This window comes from Mycobacterium sp. pW045 (assembly GCF_041287085.1).
In the GTDB taxonomy this organism is placed as follows: Bacteria; Actinomycetota; Actinomycetes; order Mycobacteriales; family Mycobacteriaceae; genus Mycobacterium; species Mycobacterium algericum_A.
Genome location: NZ_JBGGKU010000001.1, coordinates 55226 through 76254 on the forward strand (window position 1 = coordinate 55226; position 21029 = coordinate 76254).

A 21029-nucleotide genomic window follows, 5' to 3' on the forward strand; every position below is an offset into this window, starting at 1 on the left:
TCCCGGCTCGGGCCACTCAGGGGATGACTCGCAGCTCGTACCGCGCATCTTCACTGCAGCAGAACCGAACCACTCCCCTGGCCTCGCGGATATCGGCGCCCTCGTCCGCGCAGAAAAAGGGGTCGGTGGGCTGGGCGGCATCAAACCGCTCGAACACGCTGCGGGCTTCGTCGCAGCGTGCGTCACCACGGACCACCACCAGGTCGAACACCCCGTTGGCGTTGCTGTAGGTGCCACACGGGTGCTCGACGGGCCGGAACTCGGGTTCGGAGGAAGGCGACGCCGCCGGCGCACAGCCTTCCTGGCCCGGGCCGCGGGTGGCCGACCCGCTGCCGTCGGCGACCGGCTCCAACGGAGCGACGGTCGGCGCGGTGCACGCGTCGTAGCGCTCCGGGCGCAGCGGCCGCTCAGCGGCCGCCTGCACCGGCCCAGCCGCCAGAAAGCCGAAGACCAGCACCAACAGGATTATTCGAGCGCGCCGCCACACACTGGTACCTCCCGCCGTCAGGTCATCAGTATGTCAGGCCGTCACACCCGATTCGAGAAGGAGTTTTCCGGTTCGCCACATCGGTCAATGCGCGGCGGCATCCCAGCTGCGCCCGTAGCCGACCGCCACCTCCAGCGGGACACTGAGCTGGTAGGCGCCGCCCATTTGCGCGCGAACCAGCGCCTCCAGCTCCTCACGTTCGCCATCGGCGACCTCGAACAACAGCTCGTCGTGCACCTGCAGCAGCATCCTCGAGCGCAGGCCGGAAGCCTTCAACGCGTTGTCGACATTGATCATCGCCACCTTGATGATGTCGGCCGCGCTGCCCTGGATGGGGGCGTTGAGCGCGGCCCGCTCGGCGGACTCGCGGACCTGGCGGTTGCTGCTGTCCAGCTCCGGCAGGTAGCGCCGCCGGCCCAGCACCGTGGAGGTGTAGCCGTCCTTGCGGGCCTGCTCGACGACGTCGTGCAGGTAATCGCGCACCCCGCCGAACCGGTCGAAGTAGGCGTCCATCTGCTCTTTGGCCTCTTCGGTGGAGATCTTGAGCTGCTGCGACAGCCCGTAGGCGCTCAGGCCGTAAGCCAGGCCGTAGGACATCGCCTTGACCCGGCGGCGCATATCCGCGGTCACTTCGTCGATCGGCACGCCGAACGCCCGCGATCCGACGAACGAATGCAGGTCCTCGCCGGTGTTGAACGCCTCGATCAGGCCCGCATCGGCCGACAGATGCGCCATGATGCGCATCTCGATCTGGCTGTAGTCGGCGGTCATCAGCTCGGTGTAGCCGGCGCCCACCACGAAGGCATCCCGGATCTGCCGGCCCGCGTCGGTGCGGATCGGGATGTTCTGCAGGTTGGGTTCGGTGGAGGACAGCCGGCCCGTCGCCGCGATGGTCTGATTCAGCGTGGTGTGAATACGCCCATCAGAGGCAACCGATTTCAGCAGCCCGTCGACGGTGACCTTGAGCCGGGTGACATCCCGGTGCGTTAACAGGTGCTCCAGGAACGGGTGACCGGTCTTGTCGAACAGTGACTGCAGCGCGTCGGCGTCGGTGGTGTAGCCGGTCTTGGTCTTCTTGGTCTTGGGCATGCCGAGCTCGTCGAAGAGCACCACCTGCAGCTGTTTGGGCGAACCGAGGTTGATCTGCTTGCCGATCACCGCGTAGGCGGCCTCGGCCGCGTCACGGATCTGGTCGCCGAAGTGGCTCTGCAGCTGTCCGAGGTGGTTGAGGTCGACGGCGATCCCCACGGATTCCATCTCGGCCAGTACCCGCTGCAGCGGCAATTCGATGTCGTCGAGCAGGCTGCCCGAGTCGATGCGGGCCAGCTCGGTGTCCAGCGCGTCGGCCAGATCGGTGACGGCCCGGGCCCGCAGGATGGCGGTCTGCACCGCCTGGTCAATTACGCCGTCGGTGTCATCGAGCAGCGAGAGTTGTTGCTGCTCATCGGATTCGGCGCGCAGCTCGCGGCGCAGATAACGCACCGACAGGTCATCGAGGCTGAAGCTGCGCTGGCCGGGCCGGACCAGGTAGGCGGCCAGCGCGGTGTCGCTGGTGACACCGTCGAGCGTCCAGCCGCGCCCGGCCAGGTCGTGCATGGCCAGCTTCGCCTCGTGCAGCGCCTTGGGCTGGGCCGGGTCGGCCAGCCAGGCGCCCAGCGCCGCCTCGTCGTCGCCGGTCAGGGTGGCGGTGTCGACATAGCCGCCCTCCCCGTCGGCGGTGGCGATCGCCAGTGCGGTGGCGTCACTGTCGTAGCTGCGGTGGGTGCCGATCACCGCCAGTCCGGCGCGGCGGCCGTCGGCTGCGTGTTCGGCCAACCAGGCGGCGACCGTGCCCGGCTCCAGCGCACCGCCGCGCACTTCGAAGCCTTCCTCCACCTCCGGCTCGGCGGTGGCGAGCGTCTCGAACAGCCGGTCGCGCAGCACCCGGAACTCCAGGTCGTCGAAGAGCTGGTGGATCTGCTCACGGTCCCACGGCAGCAGCCGCAGCGTGTCCGGTGTCTGGGCCAGCGGCACGTTGCGCACCAGGTCGGTGAGCTCCCGGTTGAGAATCACGCTGGAAAGGTTGGCGCGCAACGCATCTCCAACCTTGCCCTTGACGGTGTCGACGTTGTCGACCAGTCCTTCCAGGGAGCCGTACTCGGCGATCCATTTGGTGGCGGTCTTCTCCCCCACCCCGGGGATACCGGGCAGGTTGTCGCTGGGGTCGCCGCGCAGCGCCGCGAAATCCGGGTACTGCGCCGGGGTCAGGCCGTACTTCTCCAGCACGGCCTCGGGGGTGAACCGGGTCAGCTCGCTGACCCCCTTGCGGGGGTAGAGCACGGTCACGTTGTCGTTGACCAGTTGCAGTGCGTCGCGGTCGCCGGTGACCACCAGCACCCGGTAGCCCTCGCCGTCGGCCTGGGTGGCCAGCGTGGCGATCAGGTCGTCGGCCTCGTAGCCGGGCTCGGACAAGGTGGTGATCCCCAGCGCGTTGAGGACCTCCTTGGTGATGTCGATCTGACCGCGGAACTCGTCCGGCGTCGACGAGCGGGTGGCCTTGTATTCCGGGTAGCGCTCGGAGCGGAAAGTCTGCCGGGACACGTCGAACGCGGCGGCGACGTGGGTGGGCGTTTCATCGCGCAGCAGGTTGATCAGCATGGCGGTGAATCCGTAGACCGCGTTGGTGGTCAGGCCGCTACGGGTCTTGAAGTTCTCCGCGGGCAGGGCATAGAAGGCGCGGTAGGCCAGCGAGTTTCCGTCCAGCAGCAACAGCGTCGGTGGGGTCTGGATGTCTTGCGCAGCGTCGGTCGGGGCGGTCTTGGCTGGGCTCACGGAGACAACTCTAGGTGCCGGTCCGGGCGTCAGCTCAGCGGTCGCTCTTGGGTGGCCTCATACTCGTGCACGGACGCGGTGATGATCGCGCCGACCTGCTCATCACTGGGGCCGCTGCCGCGAAACATCTCCACCGCTTGCCGCGACTCCCAGCGCTCATAGATGTTGACGCGGCCCGGGTCGACAAGATCGGCGGTGATCGCAAAGTCCAGGCAACCCGGTGCCTGTCGAGCCTGGTCCACCACGTCCGCACAGCCCGCCAGGTAGCTCCCGCGCTGCTGTGGGTCAACCACGAGGTGACCGGCGACGATGATCATGCGGCGCCCGCGGCCGTCTTGGGTAAGCATTTCCCGTCCCAGCCTAGACAGCCACCCGCACGGCGGCCGGGACGAACTGCAACACGTTTCAGTTTTGCCGCCGGGGTTGGGTACGCTGAGCTGGTGCCAGATGTAGCCTCGCAGCCAGCCATCGACGGGTGGTACACCACCGACGACGCCGGCCTCCCCCACCTGATCGGCGCCAAGTGCCCGCAGTGCGGCACCTATGTGTTCCCGCCGCGGGAGAACAACTGCCCCAACCCGGCCTGTGACGGCGACGTGCTGGAGCCCGTCGCGCTGTCGCGGCGCGGCAAGATCTGGAGCTACACCGAGAACCGGTACCTGCCGCCGGCACCCTACCCGCCCAGCGACCCGTTCGAGCCGTTCGCGATCGCCGCGGTGGAGCTGGCCGCCGAGGGCCTGATCGTGCTGGGCAAGGTGGTCGAGGGCACGCTGGCCGCGGACCTGAAGGTCGGCATGGAGATGGAGCTGACCACCATGCCGCTCTACACCGATGACGACGGCGTGACGCGCACCGTCTACGCGTGGAAGAAGGTGGACGCATGAGCGCACCCGAACCGCTGTACATCCTGGGTGCGGGCATGCACCCGTGGGGCAAGTGGGGCCGCGACTTCACCGAGTACGGCGTGGTCGCCGCCCGCGCCGCGCTGGCCGAGGCCGGCCTGGACTGGCGCCAGATCCAGCTGGTGGCCGGCGCGGACACCATCCGCAACGGCTACCCCGGTTTCATCGCCGGGTCAACGTTCGCCCAGAAGCTGGGCTGGAACGGGGTGCCGGTGTCGTCGAGCTATGCCGCGTGCGCCTCGGGCTCGCAGGCACTGCAGAGCGCCCGGGCCCACATCCTGGCCGGGTTCTGCGACGTGGCACTGGTGATCGGCGCCGACACCACCCCCAAGGGCGCGTTCGCCCCGGTCGGCGGTGAGCGCAAAAATGACCCGGACTGGCAGCGGTTCCACCTGATCGGGGCGATGAACCCGGTGTACTTCGCGCTGCTGGCGCGCCGCCGGATGGACCTCTACGGCGCCACCTCCGAGGACTTCGCGCAGGTGAAAGTGAAGAACTCCCGGCACGGCTTGAGCAACCCGAATGCCCGCTACCGCAAGGAATCCGCGGTCGAAGACGTGCTGGCCAGCCCGGTGGTGTCCGACCCGTTGCGCCAGCTCGACATCTGCGCCACCTCCGACGGTGCCGCGGCACTGATCGTGGCCAGCGCGGAATTCGCACGCAAGCACCTGGGCTCGCTCGACGGGGTGCCGTCGGTGCGCGCGGTGTCCACCGTGACCCCGCAGTACCCGCAGCACATGCCCGAATTGCCGGACATCGCAACGGATTCCACCGCGGTGGTGGCCGCTCCGGAGCGGGTGTTCAAGGACCAGATCCTGGACGCGGCCTACGCCGAGGCCGGGATCGGCCCGGAAGACGTCAGCCTGGCCGAGGTCTACGACCTGTCCACCGCGCTGGAGCTGGACTGGTATGAGCACCTGGGTCTGTGCGCCAAGGGTGAAGGCGAGCAACTGTTGCGCAGTGGCGCCACCACCATCGGCGGTCGCGTTCCGGTGAACCCGTCCGGCGGGCTGGCCTGTTTCGGGGAGGCGATCCCGGCGCAGGCCATCGCCCAGGTGTGCGAGCTGACCTGGCAGCTGCGCGGCACCGCCACCGGCCGGCAGGTCGAGGGCGCCACCGTGGGTGTCACGGCCAACCAGGGCCTGTTCGGGCACGGCTCGTCGGTGATCGTCGCGCGGTAAGTTGCCTGTGCGGTGACCGAAACCGTCGTCGTCAAGGTCAAACCCGGCAGCCGCAAAGGCCCGCTGGTGGAGACCGACGACGACGGCCAGCTGACGGTCTACGTGCGCGAGCCGGCCGTCGACGGCAAAGCCAACGCGGCGGTCATCAGGGTCCTTGCCGAGCATTTCGGCGTACCGCGCAGTCGCGTCGAACTCGCTTCCGGCGCCGGCGCGCGAATCAAGCGCTTCCGGATCGATCGGTAGTCGGCGCCCTAGCCGGAAGAGTTGCTGGAGTTCTCCCCCGACGAATCTTCCTGCGGCAGCAACTCTTCCAGTGTCGACCGCGCGATACGGCGAAATGCCCGCTTCGGCCGGTTGGCGTCCAGGATCGCCACCTCGAGGGTGCCCGGTCCCAGCTCGCGCTGCTCAGCACCGTTGCCGGTGTCGGTCTGCTTGAGCGCATTGACCGCGATGTGCAGGGCATCGGCGAGTTCGGCGTTCTCGGTGTAGGACTCTTTGAGCGCGGCGATCACCGGCTCGGTGGTGCCGCCCATCACCACGAAGTGCGGCTCGTCGGTGATCGACCCGTCGTAGGTGATCCGGTACAGCTCAGGGGCTTTGGTCTGGCCCTGGTATGCGACCCCGGCCACGCACAGCTCGACTTCGTAGGGCTTGGCCTGCTCGGTGAAGATCGTCCCCAGGGTCTGCGCGTAGACGTTGGCCAGCTGGCGTGCGGTGACGTCGCGGCGGTCGTAGGCGTAGCCGCGGGTGTCGGCGAACTGGATGCCGCCGCGTCGCAGATTCTCGAACTCATTGATCCGGCCGGCGGCGGCGAACCCCACCCGGTCGTAGAGTTCGCTGATCTTCTGCAGTGAGCGCGAAGGATTCTCGGCGACGAACAGCACACCGTCGGCGTAGGCCAGCGCCACCACACTGCGGCCGCGCGCGATGCCCTTGCGCGCCAACTCACCGCGCTCACGCATCGCCTGCTCAGGCGAGATGAAGTACGGGAAGCTCATTTCTTACCCCCGCCCTTCTTGCCTGCGCCGGCCTTCGGCGTGGTCCCCCGTCCGCGCGTGCGACTCTCGATGATCTCGCGGGCCAGTTCCGCGATGCGCTCCTCAGCGATATCCACGGCTCCGTCGGCGTCGATGCTGACCGCGGTCGGGTAGATACCGCGCACCAAATCCGGTCCGCCGGTGGCGGAATCGTCGTCGGCGGCGTCGTACAGTGCCTCCACCGCCACCCGCAACGCGGAATCGGCGTCGGACACCTGCGCGTACAGCTTCTTCATCGACGACTTGGCGAACAGCGACCCGGAGCCCACCGCCTGATAGCCCTCCTCCTCGACGTTCCAGCCGCCCGCCGCGTCGAACGACACGATGCGCCCGGCGTGCTGGGCGTCAGGCTCGTCGATGTCGTAGGCCACCAGCAACGGCAACGCCAGCAACCCCTGCATCGCCGCACCGAGGTTGCCGCGCACCATGATCGCCAGTCGGTTCACCTTGCCGGCGAACGTCAGCGGCACCCCTTCGAGCTTCTCGTAGTGCTCCAGCTCGACGGCGTAGAGCCGGGCGAACTCGACGGCCACCGCCGCGGTGCCGGCGATGCCGGTGGCGGTGTACTCGTCGGTGATGTAGACCTTCTGGACGTCGCGCCCGGCGATCATGTTGCCCTGCGTGGAGCGCCGGTCGCCGGCCATCACCACACCGCCGGGGTATTTGAGCGCGACGATGGTGGTGCCGTGCGGCAACTCGGCCGCGGCACTCGAATTCAGACCCGCACTACCCGTCGGCAACAGATCCGGTGCCTGACGGCGCAGGAAATCCGAGAACGACGACAGGTCTACCGAACTGGACGGCAACCCGGGAAGTGCGGAACTGACAGGAAGACGGTCATGGAACGGCCAGCTCACTGGCCGCCCTTTTGGACGTATGCGCGTACGAAGTCTTCTGCGTTCTCTTCCAGCACGTCGTCGATCTCGTCGAGCAGGTCGTCGGTCTCACCGGTCAGCTTCTCGCGACGCTCCTGGCCGGCCGCCGCGGGACCGGTGGGGTCGTCCTCGTCGCCACCGCCACCGCCACGCTTCGTCTGCTCTTGAGCCATCGCTGCCTCCTGCATCTCCATCGGCCCACGCATGACGCGCACGCCGGTTTCTCCACCCTACCGTCGGCACCGATCCGGACGCGGGCTAAGACGCGTTGTGCCTACGTGGTGAGTTGTTCCACCAGTTCAGCTGCGCTGTCCACCGAGTCCAGCAGCGCCCCGACGTGGGCTTTGCTGCCCCGTAGCGGCTCCACGGTGGGTATGCGCACCAGCGACTCCCCACCCAGGTCGAAGATCACCGAGTCCCAGCTGGCCGCGGCGATGTCGGCGCCGAACCGGCGCAGGCACTCACCGCGGAAGTAGGCGCGGGTGTCGGTCGGCGGGTTGTCGACCGCGTCGAGCACCTGCTGCTCGGTGATCAGCCGCTTCATCGACCCGCGGGCGACCAGCCGGTTGTAGAGGCCCTTGTCGAGGCGGACGTCGGAGTACTGCAGATCGATCAGGTGCAGCCGCGGCGCCGACCAGCTCAGATTCTCGCGCTGCCGGAAACCCTCCAGCAGCCGCAGCTTGGCCGGCCAGTCCAGCAGGTCCGCGCACTCCATCGGGTCGCGTTCCAGCTGGTCGAGGACCCGAGCCCAGGTCTCGATGATGTCGGTGGCGCGCGCGTCCGGATCGCGCGCATCGACCAGCTTCGCCGCCCGGTCGAGGTAGATGCGTTGCAGCGCAAGACCGGTCATCTCCCGCCCGTCGGCCAGCGCGACGGTCGCCCGCAGCGTCGGGTCGCGGCTGATCACATGGACGGCGCGCACGGGGCGGGCCAGGGCGAGGTCGCTCAGGTCGATCCCGTGCTCGGGCCCCTCCTCGATGAGATCGAGCACCAGCGCGGTCGTCCCCAGCTTCAGATACGTCGACGTCTCGGCGAGGTTGGCGTCGCCGATGATCACGTGCAGCCGGCGATATTTGTCGGCGTCGGCGTGCGGTTCGTCGCGGGTGTTGATGATGCCGCGTTTCAGCGTCGTCTCCAGCCCCACCTCGACCTCGATGTAGTCGGCGCGCTGCGAGAGCTGGAAGCCCGGTTCGTCGCCGGCCGGGCCCAGACCGACGCGGCCGGAGCCGGTGACCACCTGCCGCGACACGAAAAACGGGGTCAGACCCGCGATGATCGCCGAGAACGGCGTCTGCCGGCTCATCAGGTAGTTCTCGTGGCTGCCGTAGGAGGCGCCCTTGTTGTCGATGTTGTTCTTGTAGAGCTGCAGCTTGGCGGCGCCCGGCACGCTGGCCACGTGGCGAGCGGCGGCCTCCATCACCCGCTCGCCGGCCTTGTCCCAGATCACCGCGTCCAGCGGGTCGGTCACCTCGGGTGCGGAGTACTCGGGGTGGGCGTGATCGACGTAGAGCCGCGCCCCGTTGGTCAGAATCATGTTGGCCGCGCCGACCTCGTCAGCGTCGATGATCGGCGGCGGGCCGCTCGATCGGCTTAGGTCGAAGCCGCGGGCGTCGCGCAGCGGTGACTCCACCTCGTAGTCCCAGCGGGTGCGCTTGGCGCGCGGGATTCCGGCGGCAGCGGCGTAGGCCAGCACCGCCTGAGTCGAGGTCAGGATCGGGTTCGCGGTCGGATCCGACGGCGAAGCGATGCCGTATTCGACTTCGGTACCGATGATCCGTTGCATGCCTAGAGCCTAGGCGAGCGCCGCATCGGCCAAACCGGGTGCCGCGAACGTGCACAGATGTTCAGGGTTCGCGGCGTGTCGGCGCACAGACATGCACGCTCGCCGAATCAGGGGCCCTACAGGTACTGACCGAGGTTGGACTCGGTGTCGATCGCCCGGCTGGCGCTCGACGACTTGCCGGTGACCAGGGTGCGGATGTAGACGATCCGCTCGCCCTTCTTGCCCGAGATCCGCGCCCAGTCATCGGGGTTGGTGGTGTTGGGCAGGTCCTCGTTCTCGGCGAACTCGTCGACGATCGAATCCAGCAGGTGCTGGATGCGCAGACCGGGCTGACCGGTCTCCAGCACCGACTTGATGGCGTTCTTCTTCGCCCGGTCGACGACGTTCTGGATCATCGCCCCGGAGTTGAAGTCCTTGAAGTACATGACTTCCTTGTCACCGTTGGCGTAGGTGACCTCCAGGAACCGGTTGTCGTCGATCTCGGCGTACATCCGGTCGACGACCTTCTCGATCATCGCCTTGATGCAGGCCGCGCGGTCCCCGCCGAACTCGGCCAGGTCGTCGGCGTGCACCGGCAACCCCACGGTGAGGTACTTGGAGAAGATGTCCTGGGCGGCTTCGGCGTCGGGGCGCTCGATCTTGATCTTGACGTCGAGGCGGCCGGGCCGCAGGATCGCCGGGTCAATCATGTCCTCGCGGTTGGAGGCCCCGATCACGATGACGTTCTCCAGCCCCTCCACGCCGTCGATCTCACTGAGCAACTGGGGAACCACCGTGGTCTCCACGTCCGAGGAGACACCGGTGCCACGGGTGCGGAAGATCGAGTCCATCTCATCGAAGAACACGATCACCGGTGTGCCCTCGGACGCCTTCTCCCGGGCGCGCTGGAAGATCAGCCGGATGTGGCGTTCGGTCTCACCGACGAACTTGTTGAGCAGCTCCGGGCCCTTGATGTTGAGGAAGTACGACTTGGCCTCGTGGGCGTCGTCGCCGCGCACCTCGGCCATCTTCTTGGCCAGCGAGTTGGCCACGGCCTTGGCGATCAACGTCTTACCGCAGCCGGGCGGGCCGTAGAGCAGCACACCTTTGGGCGGGCGCAGTGCGTACTCGCGGTAGAGGTCCTTGTGCAGGAACGGCAGCTCGACCGCGTCGCGGATCTGCTCGATCTGCCGGCCCAGGCCACCGATGTCGCCGTAGCTGACATCCGGCACCTCTTCGAGCACCAGATCCTCCACCTCGGCCTTGGGGATGCGCTCGAAGGCGTAGCCGGCCTTGGTGTCCACCAGCAGGGAGTCGCCGGGGCGCAGCCTGCGGGGACGCCGGTCGTCCGAGTCGGCGTCTGGGTTGCGTTCGGGCAGATCCTCGGCGACCAGCGGCTCGGCCAGCCACACAATGCGCTCCTCGTCGGCGTGGCCCACCACCAGCGCCCGGTGGCCGTCGGACAGCAGCTCCCGCAGCGTGGAGATCTCCCCGACCGCTTCGAAAGAGCTGGCCTCGACTACCGTCAGCGCCTCGTTGAGCCGCACCGTCTGGCCCTTCTTGAGCGTCGAGACATCGATGTTCGGCGAGATGTTCAGCCGCATCCGGCGCCCCGAGGTGAACACGTCGACGGTCTCGTCCTCGTGGGTAGCCAGCAGCACACCATAACCGCTGGGGGGCTGGCCAAGCCGGTCGACTTCCTCACGCAGCGCCAGCAACTGCTGACGTGCGTCCTTAAGGGTTTCCATCAGCTTGGAGTTGCGCGCGGTCAGCGAGTCGATGTGCGCTTCGAGCTGTCGGACGTCACGCCCAACGCGGGCGCTGTCCTGCGGTGCGTTGTCGAGTTGTTCGCGCAGCACAGCGGCCTCTCGGCGCAGCTCCTCCAGCTCGGCCAGGTCGTCGCCGGGCGTGCCGGGGCCACTGGAAGCGTCGAAGGCCCCAGAACGCGCCGAGTCTCCCATGTTGTCCATGTTGCGCTCCTTTCCCGAACTGGAAGTTGAAGCGACGGATACCTCAACGCTACCGGCCATTGTGCATTCGCGTGCGCTGTGGCAATCCGACACACCGACAAACGCTGTTAGCCTGGGTGACGATTTAAGCCGTCGAAAGGACCTTTGTGACCGTGAAATACCTAGCCACAGGCATCGCAGCCGCCGCGCTCGTGGCGGCAGCCGCAGCAGGTGTGACCTCGGTTGCAACCGTCACTCCGCAGCTGCAGTTGACGGTTTGGGGTGCGCCGCTGCCGCTCGAGCCGCCGGCCGCCATCCCGGCGCCCGAGCAGCTGACCGACGTGCTCAACACCCTGGCCGATCCCGGCATCCCCGCCGCCGGCAAGTCCCACCTCATCGAGGGCGGCCTCGGCCCGGTCGAGAGCAGCGTGATGGACCGCAAGATGGCCAAGGGCGTCGCCAACGGTAAGTTCCCGCTATCGATCAGCGTGGCCAATATCGCGCCGGCCGGCCCCGGCGCGGCCACCGCGGATGTCACCGCCTCCGGACCGCAGCTGGAGCCGCGTTCGGTCAACCTGATGTTCGTCGACCAGGGCGGCTGGAAGTTGTCCAAGACATCGCTGATGACGCTGTCGCAGATGACCTCGTCCAACTGACGTCGAACTGATCGCGGATGTCCCGGCAGCGCATCGCCTTGAGCACCGCCCTGGCGGCGGTGCTGGCGCTGTCGGGCTGCGCCAGCCACCCACAACCGGCTGAGCCGCCGGCCGAGGTCCCGGTGACGGCGACAACAACGCTGGCGGCAGAGCCGCAGTCATCGCCGCTTCCGGCGCCCGAGGCACTCACGGATGTGCTCTACCGGTTGTCCGATCCAGAGATTTCCGGTGCCGAGAAGGTCAGCCTGATCGAGAGCGCCAAGCCCACCGACGCCGCGACCATCGACAAGTTCGCCACCGCACTCAAAGACGGCGGGTACCTGCCGCTGAACCTCGAAACCGCCGACATCACCTGGTCGGACCGCCACCCGGGCAACGTGACCGCCGACGTCACGGTCAACACCGCCAGCCCAGATGCCGGTGGGTTCACGTTCCCGATGGAGTTCACGCCGCGCGACGGCGGCTGGCAACTATCGCACGAGACCGCCAAAACGTTGCTGGCGTTCGGCAAGGCACATGCCGGCTCCACAACGCCTCCCACGCCGACGCCGTAGCCATGTGGATCGGGTGGCTGGAGTTCGACCTGCTGCTCGGTGACGTGCACTCGCTCAAGCAGAAGCGCTCGGTGGTGCGCCCGATCGTCGCGGAGTTGCGCCGTAAGTTCAATGTGTCAGCGGCCGAGACGGATTCGGTAGAGCTGCACCGGCGCAGCGGCATCGGCCTGGCCGCGGTTTCCGGGGAGCGCCGACATGTGGTCGAGGTCCTCGATGCGGTCGAGCGACTGGTGGCCGCGCGCCCGGAGATCGAGCTGCTGTCGGTGCGGCGGCGGTTGAGTTGCAGCGACGACTGAGATTGTGCCGCAGGCCGATTCGGTCTTCATATGAGGGTGACCGGCTACCGTTGAGACCGATCTGACGAGGAGGCGATCAGCGGATGACGAGCTGGCGCGACACCGTGTCCGAACAGGCGCAGGCGGACCTTGACGGGCTCACCGACGCCGCGGTCAACCTCGCCCTGGAAACCATCGCGGCCCGCGGCGAGTTCCTGCCTTTCGCGCTGGCGGTTTCCGTCGACGGCGAACGCCAGGTGATCGCTCCGGACTACCCGACATCAGCGGCGGTCGTCGAACAGTTGGCGGCGCACTGGCGGGCCGTGACCGCGCTCAAGGACAGCCTGCGGGCCGCCGTCGTCGCCTTGAACGTCACGTTGACCGATCCGCACCGCGACGGGATCGAGGTCAGTGTCGAACACCGTGAGGGCGCAGCGGTAGGGCTGATCTTCCCCTACACGACCGGCGCGGATGGCGCCGTGGAACTGCAGGCACCGTCGGCACATGCGATGAATCCGCGCCTCTGGGGGCCGTAAACCCAACCGGGCGCGTCTGCTCACATCGGACGTTTGCGTCCCAGCCGGGTCGGGGTGACCGTGCCGGGCGCCAGCCTGCGGGCGCAGACCAGGAAGGCGGTGTGGCCGCGCATCGCATGTTGTGGGCGCACCGCCAGCCCGACGACGTTCCAGCCGCGCTGCATGGTCTCCCATGATCGCGGCTCGGTCCAGCACTGCTGCTCGCGCAGCGCCTCGTTCACCTGCGAGAGCTGGGTGACGGTGGCCACATAGATCACCAGCACCCCACCGGGAATCAGCACCCGCGACACGACGTCAAGCACGTCCCACGGCGCCAGCATGTCCAGCACCACCCGGTCGATCGACCCGTCGGGCAGGTCGCAGTCGGCGACATCGCCCATCACCAGCCGCCAGTTGTCGGGCAGCTGCCCGACGAAGGTCTCGACATTGCGGCGGGCATGCTCGGCGTGGTCATCGCGCAGTTCGTAGGAGACCACCTGGCCCTCCGGCCCGACCGCTCGCAGCAACGACAGCGTCAGCGCGCCCGATCCGGCACCGGCCTCCAGCACCCGGGCGCCGGGGAAGATGTCGCCTTCGTGAATGATCTGTGCGGAATCCTTGGGATAGATCACCTGCGCCCCGCGCGGCATCGACATCACATAGTCGACCAGCAGCGGCCGCAGCACCAGGAACGGGTCACCGTTGGCGGACTTGACCACGCTGCCGTCCGGCAGCCCGATCACCTCGTCGTGCGGGATGGCGCCCCGATGGGTGTGGAAGTCACCGCCGGGGACCAGCACCGTGGTGTAGCGGCGGCCTTTGGCGTCGGTGAACTGGGCCCGGTCGCCTGCTTGGAAGATCCCGGATTCGGACACAGCCGTTCACCCTACGCAGCGTGGCAGGCGTGGGTTGTCGGAGCATGCCCGTAGGGTTCCGCGTATGAGTAGGCCGGCGTTGTCCCCGTCGCGGGCGGCCGACTTCAAACAGTGCCCGCTGCTGTATCGGTTCCGCGCAATCGACCGGCTGTCCGAGCCGCCGTCGACGGCGCAGCTGCGCGGCACGGTGGTGCACGGCGCACTGGAGCGCCTCTACGCGCTGCCGGCCGCCCAGCGCGGTCCGGAGACGGCCCGTGAGCTGGCCGCCCCGGCCTTGGAGGAGCTGATCAGCGCCGAACCGGATCTGGCGGCCGGGCTGGATGTCGAGCAGTTGCTGGCCGAAGCGCGCAAGCTGCTCAGCGGCTACTACCGGCTGGAGGATCCCCGCCGGTTCGATCCCCAGAGCTGTGAACAACGCGTCGAGGTCGAACTCGCCGACGGGACGCTGCTGCGAGGTTTCGTCGACCGCATCGACGTCGCCCCGACCGGCGGCCTGCGCGTGGTCGACTACAAGACCGGCCGGGCGCCGTCGCCGGGCAGCGCGTCGGCCCAGTCGAGGGCGCTGTTCCAGATGAAGTTCTATGCGGTGGCACTGCTGCGATCACGCGGGGTGCTTCCGGCCCAGCTGCGGCTGATCTACCTGGCCGACGGCCAGTTGCTGGACTACTCACCGGACCACGCGGAGCTGCTGCGCTTCGAGAAGATTCTGATCGCGATCTGGCGTGCCATCCAAACTGCCGGTGCCACAGGTGATTTCCGGCCGAACCCGTCGCGGTTGTGCGATTGGTGCGCGCACCGCGCGTTGTGTCCGGCGTTCGGCGGGACCCCGCCGGCCTATCCCGGCTGGCCGATGGACGGCGCGGCGTGAACGGCCGATCGGTGCTGCACCGGCGCTGAACGTCTCAGCTCACAGCACCGCGGTGTAAGCGGCGATCGCGATGCCGCCCAGTACCGCGACACTGTCTTCCAGCAGCGCGATCGGCAGGTCGCGCCCGCCACTGACGGCGACCAAGCGCTGCCGCAGGGCAAAACCGACCAACGTGCCGATCACCGCGCCGATCATGCCCGCGCCCAGTGCCGTCCAGGTGTAGTTCCAGGCCGTGCCGAGCACCGCACCGGCGAACCCGCCCAACACGATCCGAGCGGTGAACGGCAGCGGCATGGTGCGGTTGGGGGTCTTGGGCAATTGATCGGTGACCAGTTCACCAACCGCCAGCACCGTCAGGATGGTGACGGTCGCCGGGTGGCTCAACCACTGAGCCCAGGTGCCGTCCAGGTTGATCCAGTGCAGTGCGGCCGCCCAGGCCATGACGGCCGGTGCGGTCAGCGCACGCAGTCCGGCGACGACACCGATCAACAGCGCGAGGAGCAGCACGAGGAAATGCGTCACGAGAGCCTCCTAGATTCTCCCGGACGCTAACACGTCGACAACTCCCCGACCTGCACTGATCAAAATCGGCAGAATCTGATGTCCGAGGCGAGGATGGCCTTGGCCCCGATGGCGGCCAGTTCGTCCATGATCGCGTTGACCTGGCGGCGCGGCACCAGCGCGCGAACCGCGATCCAGTCCGGCTCGGCCAGCGGAGCGATGGTCGGTGACTCCAGGCCGGGGGTGATCGCGGCGGCCTGCTCAAGAGCCGCCCGCGGACAGTTGTAGTCCAGCATCAGGTACTGCTGGCCGAAGACCACGCCGCGCATCCGGCCCGCCAGCTGATCGCGGGCTGCGGCCGTCTGTTGGCTGCGGCCGTTCGGTTTGGCGGCCTCGATGAGCACCGCCTCCGAATCGCACAGTGTCTCACCGAAAGCCACCAGGTCGTGCTGGCGCAACGTGCGGCCCGACCCGACCACGTCGGCGATCGCGTCGGCCACCCCGAGCTGTATCGAGATCTCCACCGCGCCGTCCAGACGGATGACGGTCGCCTCGATTCCCTTGGCCGCCAGGTCTTTCCGAACGAGATTGGGATAAGCGGTGGCGATCCGCTTGCCGGCCAGATCCGCCACGGTCCAGTCCCGTCCGGCCGGGGCGGCGTAGCGGAACCGCGACGAGCCGAATCCCAACGCCAGCCGTTCGCGCACCGGCGCAGTGGATTCCAGGGCAAGGTCCCGACCGGTGACCCCCAGATCCAGCTCCCCCGACCCGACGTAGATGGCGATGTCCTTGGGCCGCAGGAAGAAGAACTCCACCTTGTTCGACGGATCCAGGACCGTCAGGTCCTTGGCGTCGGCGCGGCTGCGGTAGCCGGCCTCCGCCAGCATCGCCGCGGCGGACTCACTGAGCGCTCCCTTGTTGGGAACCGCGACACGCAACATGGTCACAACTTCCGGTACACGTCGGACAACGTCAGCCCGCGCGAGATCATCAGCACCTGGGTCCAATACAGCAGCTGACTGATCTCGCCGGCCAGCGCGTCATCGGACTCGTGCTCGGCGGCCAGCCACACCTCGCCGGCCTCCTCCAGAATCTTCTTGCCGATGGTGTGCACCCCGGCGTCCAGCGCGGCGACGGTGGCGCTGCCGGCCGGTCGGGTGGCGGCGCGCTCACCGAGCTCGGCGAACAGCTCCTCGAAGGTCTTCACGAGCAGGGATTGTTTCATGCCCGGTCACGGGCAGTCACGGCAGTTTCGCCCGTGGTGGTTGCGGTGCCCGAGCGAGCGTGCACAGCTGCACAGTTTTTACGGCGTGTCGGCGGGCAGACGCGCACGCTCGCGGGGGGCAGAGAGTCGGGTGTAGATCTCGTGCAGGTCCGCCGGCCCGAGCCCGGCCAACGACCCCACCTGGTGACGCATCGCACCGGGCGGCACCGGTATCGCGTTGGGTACCACCAGCACCGCACAACCGGCCAGTTCGGCCGAGGCGGCGCCGGTCGGCGAGTCCTCCACGGCCAGACACTCGCGCGGATCCAGCTCCAGCAGCTCGACCGCCCGCAGGTAGGGATCCGGCGCCGGCTTACCCCGGCCCACCTCGTCACCGCAGACCACCGCATCGAAATAGTGCCGGCCGATGGTGTTCAGCGCCCGCTCGGCCAGCAGCCGCGGGGTGTTGGTGACCAGCGCCATGGGCACGGCCGCCGCCGCGAGTCCCTCCAGCAACTCCTGGGCGCCGTCGCACCAGGGCAGGGCCGCATCGAACAACTCGGCGGTGTAGTCGTGCATCCAGGCCGCCGAGGCGGCCATCGCCGCCGGGTCGGGTGTCAGGCCCAGGTCGTCGTAGACGATGCGGATGTTGTCGGCCGCGCTGCCACCGACCGTGGCCGCCCGCACCTGGGGTGTCAGCACCCCGCCGAGGCGGTCGTAGAGCGCATCCATCGCGACATCCCAGAGCTTCTCGGAATCGACCAGGGTGCCGTCCATGTCGCACAGCACCGCGCGCAACTCACCCATCGGGGCAGCACCTCAGGACTCAGTCCTCCGGGTTGTAGCCGAGGTTGGCGGCGAGCCAGCGCTCGGCTTCGGCCAGCGTCCAGCCCTTGCGCTTCGCGTAGTCGGCGACCTGGTCCTGGGCCAACCGGCCGATCACGAAATACTGCGACTGCGGGTGCGAGAAATACAGGCCGCTGACCGCGGCACCGGGCCACATCGCCATCGAGTCGGTCAGCTCGATGCGGGTCCGTTCGGTGACGTCCATCAACTTCCAGATCGTCGCCTTCTCGGTGTGCTCCGGGCAGGCCGGGTAGCCCGGCGCCGGGCGGATCCCCTGGTACTTCTCGGCGATCAGGGCGTCGTTGTCCAAGGCCTCGTCGGGCTGGAATCCCCAGAACTCCTTGCGAACCCGCTGGTGCATCCGTTCGGCGAACGCCTCCGCCAGCCGGTCGGCGACCGACTCCAGCAGGATCGCACTGTAGTCATCGAGTGCTTCCTTGAACTCCGCGATCTTCTCGCCGCTGCCCAGCCCCGCGGTGACGGCGAAGGCGCCGATGTAGTCGGCCAGACCTGTGTCTTTGGGGGCGATGTAGTCGCCCAGCGACCGGTTCGGGATACCCGGCCGGTGCGCGCCCTGCTGGCGCAGGTTGTGGAACACGGTCAACACCTCGGTCCGGGTGTCATCGGTGTAGACCTCGACGTCATCGCCGACCGCGTTGGCCGGGAAGAACCCGATGACCGCGTTGGCCGTCAGCCACTTCTCTGCGATCGCGGTGTCGAGCATCTGCTGGGCCTCGTTGTACAGCTTGCGCGCGGCCTCGCCGGAAGCCGGGTTGTTGAGGATGTCGGGAAAGCGGCCCTTCATCTCCCAGGCGTTGAAGAACGGCTGCCAGTCGATGTACTCGCGCAACTCGGCCAGATCGTAGTCAAGAAATTCCCAAACTCCCGTACCAATAACGGGCGCCGGCGGCGTGTAGCCGTCCCACTCGATGGGAGTCCGGTTGGCGCGGGCCTTCTCCAGCGGCACCATCGGCCGCTCGTTCTTCTGGGCATGCCGTTCCCGCAGCGACGCGTAGTCGGCCGCGGTCGATTCCAGCAGCGCCGGGCGCTGCTTGTCGTCGAGCAGCGCGGCAACCACCGGAACCGAGCGCGACGCGTCCTTGACCCAGATCACCGGAGCGCTACGACGCGGCGCGATCTTCACGGCCGTGTGGGCGCTCGAGGTGGTCGCGCCGCCGATCAAAAGCGGGATCTGGAGGCCTTCGCGTTCCATCTCGGCGGCGAAACCGGCCATCTCCTCCAGCGACGGGGTGATCAGGCCGGAGAGGCCGATCATGTCGGCGTCGTACTCCCTGGCCGCGGTCAGGATCTTCTCGGCGGGCACCATCACCCCGAGGTCGACGACGGTGTAGTTGTTGCACTGCAACACCACCCCGACGATGTTCTTGCCGATGTCGTGGACGTCGCCCTTGACCGTCGCCATCACGATGGTGCCGTTGGTGTGGTCGGCGTCGCCCGGCTGCTTCTCGGCCTCGATGAACGGCAGCAGGTAGGCCACCGCCTTCTTCATCACCCGGGCCGACTTCACCACCTGCGGCAGGAACATCTTGCCGGCGCCGAAGAGGTCGCCGACGACGTTCATGCCGTCCATCAGCGGGCCCTCGATCACCTCGATCGGCCGGCCGCCGGCGGCGGCGATCTCGGCCCGCAGCTCCTCGGTGTCCTCGTCGACGTGCGCGTCGATGCCCTTGACCAGGGCGTGCGTGATCCGCTCGCGGGCCGGGAGGTTGCGCCACTCGGCCGCCGCGGGGTCTTCGCCCTTCTCGGAGGAGTTGAACCGTTCGGCGATCTCCAGCAGCCGCTCGGCCGCATCCGCGCGACGGTTCAGCACCACGTCCTCGATGCGTTCCCGCAGCTCGGCGTCGATCGAGTCGTAGGGCACCAGCGCTCCGGCGTTGACGATGCCCATGTCCAGGCCGGCCTTGATCGCGTGGTACAGGAACACCGCGTGAATCGCCTCACGGACCGGGTTGTTGCCCCGGAACGAGAACGACACGTTCGAGATGCCGCCGGAGATGTGCACCCCGGGCAGGCTCTCCTTGATCCAGGCGCAGGCCTCGATGAAGTCGATCCCGTAGGTGGCGTGCTCCTCGATGCCGGTCGCCAGTGCGAAGCAGTTCGGGTCGAAGATGATGTCCTCGGCCGGGAAGCCGACCTGCTCGGTCAGGACCCGGTAGGCGCGCCCGCAGATCTCCTTGCGGCGCTCCAGGTTGTCGGCCTGCCCCTGCTCGTCGAAGGCCATCACGACGACGGCGGCGCCGTACTTGCGGCACAGCCGTGCCTCGCGGATGAACTTCTCCTCGCCCTCCTTCATGGAGATCGAGTTGACGATCGGCTTGCCCTGCACGTTCTTCAGGCCCGCCTCGATGACCTCCCACTTGGAGGAGTCGATCATCACCGGGACGCGGCTGATGTCGGGTTCGCTGGCGATCAGTTTGGTGAACCGGTCCATCGCGGCGACGCCGTCGATCATGCCCTCGTCCATGTTGATGTCGATGACCTGCGCACCGGCCTCGACCTGTTGCAGCGCCACCGACAGCGCGGTGTCGTAGTCCTCGGCCTTGATCAGGTTGCGGAACCGGGCTGAACCGGTGATATTGGTGCGCTCACCGATGTTGACGAACAGCGAGTCGTCGGTGATGTTGAGCGGTTCCAGGCCCGCCAGCCGGGTGGCGACCTCGATCTTCGGCAGCTCGCGCGGCGGCTTGCCCTCGACGACCTTGGCGATCTCGGCGATGTGCTCCGGCGCCGTTCCGCAGCAACCGCCGACCAGGTTGACCAGGCCGGCCTCGGCGAACTCGGCGATGTAGCTGGCCTGCCGCTCCGGGTCCTCGTCGTACTCGCCGAAGGCGTTGGGCAGGCCGGCGTTGGGATAGCAGGACACGTGGGTGTCGGCGATTCGCGCCATCTCGGCGATGTAGGGCCGCATCTCCGGCGCGCCCAGGGCGCAGTTGAGGCCCACCGCGATCGGCCTCGCGTGCCGGATCGAGTTCCAGAACGCCTCGGTGACCTGACCCGACAATGTGCGCCCGGACGCATCGGTGATGGTGCCGGAGATGATGACCGGCCAGCGGCGTCCGCGTTCCTCGAACAACGTCTCGACGGCGAACACCGCGGCCTTGGCGTTCAGCGAGTCGAAGATCGTCTCGATGAGGATGAGGTCGGCGCCGCCGTCGACCAGGCCGTTGGCGGCTTCGAGGTAGGCGGCGACCAATTGGTCGTAGGAGACGTTGCGGGCGCCGGGGTCGTTGACGTCCGGCGAGATCGACGCGGTGCGCGTCGTCGGCCCGATGGTGCCGGCCACGTAGCGGGGCTTGTCGCCGGTGCTGTATTCAGCTGCGGCCTTGCGGGCCAGGGCGGCGCCCGCATAGTTCAGCTCATAGCTGAGGTCCGCCATGTCGTAGTCCGACAGCGAGATCGCGTTCGCGTTGAAGGTGTTGGTCTCCAAGATGTCGGCGCCCGCCTCGAGATACTCGCGGTGAATGCCCTCGATGATCTCCGGTTGCGTCAAGGTGAGCAGGTCGTTGTTGCCCTGCAGCGGGGTGGGCCACTCGCTGAACCGCTCGCCGCGGTAACCGGCCTCGTCCGGCCGGTCGCGCTGGATCGCCGTGCCCATCGCGCCGTCGATCACCACGATCCGCCGGCGCAGCGCAGCCGTCAGCTCTTCGGTGCAGTCAGGCTGGATGTTGGGCTCAAAGTTAGTCACGCAGGTCCCTTCCATGACGGAAGGC

Annotated in this window: 22 protein-coding genes; 8 read left to right on the top strand and 14 right to left on the bottom strand. The window is 67.9% G+C overall.

Annotation, left to right across the window (positions count from 1 at the left end; all coding sequences use genetic code 11):
* Window positions 1-16: 16 nt before the first annotated feature.
* From ACAG20_RS00230 to ACAG20_RS00240, 3 genes are all read right to left on the bottom strand, one after another.
* Window positions 17-457: a hypothetical protein gene (locus ACAG20_RS00230; RefSeq protein ID WP_370491096.1), complete on the bottom strand. Its 441-nt coding sequence runs from the start codon at window positions 455-457 to the stop codon at window positions 17-19.
* Window positions 458-571: 114 nt separating this feature from the next.
* A complete protein-coding gene (gene polA, locus ACAG20_RS00235) occupies window positions 572-3298 on the bottom strand; it encodes a DNA polymerase I (protein WP_370491097.1) in 2727 nt (908 codons plus the stop codon).
* Between the two features lie 29 nt (window positions 3299-3327).
* Entirely contained in the window at window positions 3328-3615 is a 288-nt protein-coding gene (locus tag ACAG20_RS00240; RefSeq protein WP_370491397.1) for a putative quinol monooxygenase, read from the bottom strand.
* A gap of 123 nt (window positions 3616-3738) precedes the next feature.
* Between ACAG20_RS00240 and ACAG20_RS00245 the strand changes: the two genes are divergently transcribed.
* The 3 genes from ACAG20_RS00245 to ACAG20_RS00255 are packed head-to-tail and all read left to right on the top strand — an operon-like array spanning window position 3739 to window position 5624.
* Window positions 3739-4182 (top strand): Zn-ribbon domain-containing OB-fold protein, encoded by a 444-nt coding sequence (locus ACAG20_RS00245; RefSeq protein WP_370491098.1) that lies wholly within the window; start codon window positions 3739-3741, stop codon window positions 4180-4182.
* Entirely contained in the window at window positions 4179-5381 is a 1203-nt protein-coding gene (locus tag ACAG20_RS00250; protein WP_370491099.1) for a lipid-transfer protein, read from the top strand. Before ACAG20_RS00245 ends, ACAG20_RS00250 begins: the two co-directional genes overlap by 4 nt.
* A 12-nt stretch (window positions 5382-5393) precedes the next feature.
* The gene (locus ACAG20_RS00255) at window positions 5394-5624 is read left to right on the top strand and encodes a DUF167 domain-containing protein (RefSeq protein WP_112684061.1); all 231 of its coding nucleotides are present in this window, start codon (window positions 5394-5396) and stop codon (window positions 5622-5624) included.
* Between the two features lie 8 nt (window positions 5625-5632).
* On the opposite strand, the gene prcA is transcribed toward ACAG20_RS00255, so the two are convergent.
* From prcA to arc, 5 genes are all read right to left on the bottom strand, one after another.
* Window positions 5633-6379 (bottom strand): proteasome subunit alpha, encoded by a 747-nt coding sequence (prcA, locus tag ACAG20_RS00260; protein ID WP_112684062.1) that lies wholly within the window; start codon window positions 6377-6379, stop codon window positions 5633-5635.
* Complete coding sequence (gene prcB / locus ACAG20_RS00265; RefSeq protein WP_370491100.1) at window positions 6376-7275, bottom strand: proteasome subunit beta; 900 nt, start codon at window positions 7273-7275, stop codon at window positions 6376-6378. Before prcB ends, prcA begins: the two co-directional genes overlap by 4 nt.
* The gene (locus tag ACAG20_RS00270; protein ID WP_013828730.1) at window positions 7272-7466 is read right to left on the bottom strand and encodes a ubiquitin-like protein Pup; all 195 of its coding nucleotides are present in this window, start codon (window positions 7464-7466) and stop codon (window positions 7272-7274) included. Before ACAG20_RS00270 ends, prcB begins: the two co-directional genes overlap by 4 nt.
* A gap of 101 nt (window positions 7467-7567) precedes the next feature.
* Window positions 7568-9076, bottom strand: a complete 1509-nt coding sequence (gene dop, locus ACAG20_RS00275; RefSeq protein ID WP_112684064.1) for a depupylase/deamidase Dop — start codon at window positions 9074-9076, stop codon at window positions 7568-7570.
* Window positions 9077-9192: 116 nt separating this feature from the next.
* Window positions 9193-11016: a proteasome ATPase gene (arc, locus tag ACAG20_RS00280; RefSeq protein ID WP_112684094.1), complete on the bottom strand. Its 1824-nt coding sequence runs from the start codon at window positions 11014-11016 to the stop codon at window positions 9193-9195.
* Between the two features lie 155 nt (window positions 11017-11171).
* Between arc and ACAG20_RS00285 the strand changes: the two genes are divergently transcribed.
* The 4 genes from ACAG20_RS00285 (at window position 11172) to ACAG20_RS00300 (ending at window position 13025) form a co-directional block, all read left to right on the top strand.
* Window positions 11172-11660, top strand: coding sequence for a hypothetical protein (locus tag ACAG20_RS00285; RefSeq protein WP_370491101.1), 489 nt, complete (start codon window positions 11172-11174; stop codon window positions 11658-11660).
* Between the two features lie 17 nt (window positions 11661-11677).
* Entirely contained in the window at window positions 11678-12214 is a 537-nt protein-coding gene (locus tag ACAG20_RS00290) for a hypothetical protein (RefSeq protein WP_370491102.1), read from the top strand.
* 2 nt (window positions 12215-12216) lie between these two features.
* Window positions 12217-12510 (top strand): DUF503 domain-containing protein, encoded by a 294-nt coding sequence (locus tag ACAG20_RS00295; RefSeq protein ID WP_370491103.1) that lies wholly within the window; start codon window positions 12217-12219, stop codon window positions 12508-12510.
* Window positions 12511-12593: 83 nt separating this feature from the next.
* The gene (locus ACAG20_RS00300; RefSeq protein WP_112684068.1) at window positions 12594-13025 is read left to right on the top strand and encodes a hypothetical protein; all 432 of its coding nucleotides are present in this window, start codon (window positions 12594-12596) and stop codon (window positions 13023-13025) included.
* A 20-nt stretch (window positions 13026-13045) separates the two neighbouring features.
* Here ACAG20_RS00300 and ACAG20_RS00305 read toward each other — a convergent pair whose 3' ends face one another.
* Window positions 13046-13879 (bottom strand): tRNA (adenine-N1)-methyltransferase, encoded by an 834-nt coding sequence (locus tag ACAG20_RS00305; protein WP_112684069.1) that lies wholly within the window; start codon window positions 13877-13879, stop codon window positions 13046-13048.
* Between the two features lie 64 nt (window positions 13880-13943).
* On the opposite strand from ACAG20_RS00305, the gene ACAG20_RS00310 reads away from it, so the two are divergent.
* Entirely contained in the window at window positions 13944-14747 is an 804-nt protein-coding gene (locus ACAG20_RS00310; protein WP_370491104.1) for a RecB family exonuclease, read from the top strand.
* Window positions 14748-14786: 39 nt separating this feature from the next.
* On the opposite strand, the gene ACAG20_RS00315 is transcribed toward ACAG20_RS00310, so the two are convergent.
* The 5 genes from ACAG20_RS00315 to metH form a co-directional block, all read right to left on the bottom strand.
* Window positions 14787-15269 (bottom strand): DUF4126 family protein, encoded by a 483-nt coding sequence (locus ACAG20_RS00315; protein ID WP_112684071.1) that lies wholly within the window; start codon window positions 15267-15269, stop codon window positions 14787-14789.
* Between the two features lie 59 nt (window positions 15270-15328).
* Complete coding sequence (hisG, locus tag ACAG20_RS00320; RefSeq protein WP_370491105.1) at window positions 15329-16189, bottom strand: ATP phosphoribosyltransferase; 861 nt, start codon at window positions 16187-16189, stop codon at window positions 15329-15331.
* Window positions 16190-16191: 2 nt separating this feature from the next.
* Window positions 16192-16473 carry a phosphoribosyl-ATP diphosphatase gene (locus ACAG20_RS00325; RefSeq protein WP_112684073.1) on the bottom strand — a complete coding sequence of 94 codons (282 nt, stop codon included), beginning with the start codon at window positions 16471-16473 and terminating at the stop codon, window positions 16192-16194.
* A gap of 78 nt (window positions 16474-16551) precedes the next feature.
* Window positions 16552-17259: an HAD family hydrolase gene (locus tag ACAG20_RS00330; RefSeq protein WP_370491106.1), complete on the bottom strand. Its 708-nt coding sequence runs from the start codon at window positions 17257-17259 to the stop codon at window positions 16552-16554.
* Window positions 17260-17278: 19 nt separating this feature from the next.
* Window positions 17279-21004 carry a methionine synthase gene (gene metH, locus ACAG20_RS00335; RefSeq protein WP_370491107.1) on the bottom strand — a complete coding sequence of 1242 codons (3726 nt, stop codon included), beginning with the start codon at window positions 21002-21004 and terminating at the stop codon, window positions 17279-17281.
* Window positions 21005-21029 lie beyond the last annotated feature (25 nt).